The sequence below is a fragment of the Pseudoduganella sp. jia 12 genome (assembly GCF_055502675.1).
On the sequence record NZ_JBUXKP010000032.1, the window covers coordinates 1 to 1,574 of the forward strand.

Annotated in this window: 1 rRNA gene; it reads right to left on the bottom strand. The window is 53.3% G+C overall.

From position 1 onward, the window contains the following. Nucleotides 1-31 precede the first annotated feature (31 nt). Nucleotides 32-1,562, bottom strand: a 16S ribosomal RNA gene (locus ACY65G_RS30545). Nucleotides 1,563-1,574: the final 12 nt, after the last annotated feature.

Genomic DNA, 1,574 nt, shown 5'->3' on the forward strand with positions numbered 1-1,574 from the left:
TGCACGATCTTGCGATCCGTGCCGACTCTAGAAAGGAGGTGATCCAGCCGCACCTTCCGATACGGCTACCTTGTTACGACTTCACCCCAGTCACGAATCCTACCGTGGTAAGCGCCCTCCTTGCGGTTAAGCTACCTACTTCTGGTAAAACCCGCTCCCATGGTGTGACGGGCGGTGTGTACAAGACCCGGGAACGTATTCACCGCGACATGCTGATCCGCGATTACTAGCGATTCCAACTTCATGCAGTCGAGTTGCAGACTACAATCCGGACTACGATACACTTTCTGGGATTAGCTCCCCCTCGCGGGTTGGCGGCCCTCTGTATGTACCATTGTATGACGTGTGAAGCCCTACCCATAAGGGCCATGAGGACTTGACGTCATCCCCACCTTCCTCCGGTTTGTCACCGGCAGTCTCATTAGAGTGCTCTTTCGTAGCAACTAATGACAAGGGTTGCGCTCGTTGCGGGACTTAACCCAACATCTCACGACACGAGCTGACGACAGCCATGCAGCACCTGTGTTCAGGTTCCCTTTCGGGCACTCCCCGATCTCTCGAGGATTCCTGACATGTCAAGGGTAGGTAAGGTTTTTCGCGTTGCATCGAATTAATCCACATCATCCACCGCTTGTGCGGGTCCCCGTCAATTCCTTTGAGTTTTAATCTTGCGACCGTACTCCCCAGGCGGTCTACTTCACGCGTTAGCTGCGTTACTAAGTCAATTAAGACCCAACAACTAGTAGACATCGTTTAGGGCGTGGACTACCAGGGTATCTAATCCTGTTTGCTCCCCACGCTTTCGTGCATGAGCGTCAGTCTTGACCCAGGGGGCTGCCTTCGCCATCGGTGTTCCTCCACATCTCTACGCATTTCACTGCTACACGTGGAATTCTACCCCCCTCTGCCAAACTCTAGCCTTGCAGTCTCCATTGCCATTCCCAGGTTAAGCCCGGGGATTTCACAACAGACTTACAAAACCGCCTGCGCACGCTTTACGCCCAGTAATTCCGATTAACGCTTGCACCCTACGTATTACCGCGGCTGCTGGCACGTAGTTAGCCGGTGCTTATTCTTCAGGTACCGTCATGAGGCACGGATATTAGCCGTACCCTTTTCTTCCCTGACAAAAGAGCTTTACAACCCGAAGGCCTTCTTCACTCACGCGGCATTGCTGGATCAGGGTTGCCCCCATTGTCCAAAATTCCCCACTGCTGCCTCCCGTAGGAGTCTGGACCGTGTCTCAGTTCCAGTGTGGCTGGTCGTCCTCTCAGACCAGCTACTGATCGTCGCCTTGGTGAGCCTTTACCTCACCAACTAGCTAATCAGATATCGGCCGCTCCAGGAGCACAAGGCCCGAAGGTCCCCTGCTTTCATCCATAGATCGTATGCGGTATTAGCGTAACTTTCGCTACGTTATCCCCCACTCTTGGGCACGTTCCGATATATTACTCACCCGTTCGCCACTCGTCAGCGGAGCAAGCTCCCTGTTACCGTTCGACTTGCATGTGTAAAGCATGCCGCCAGCGTTCAATCTGAGCCAGGATCAAACTCTTCAGTTTAATCTCTGTTTT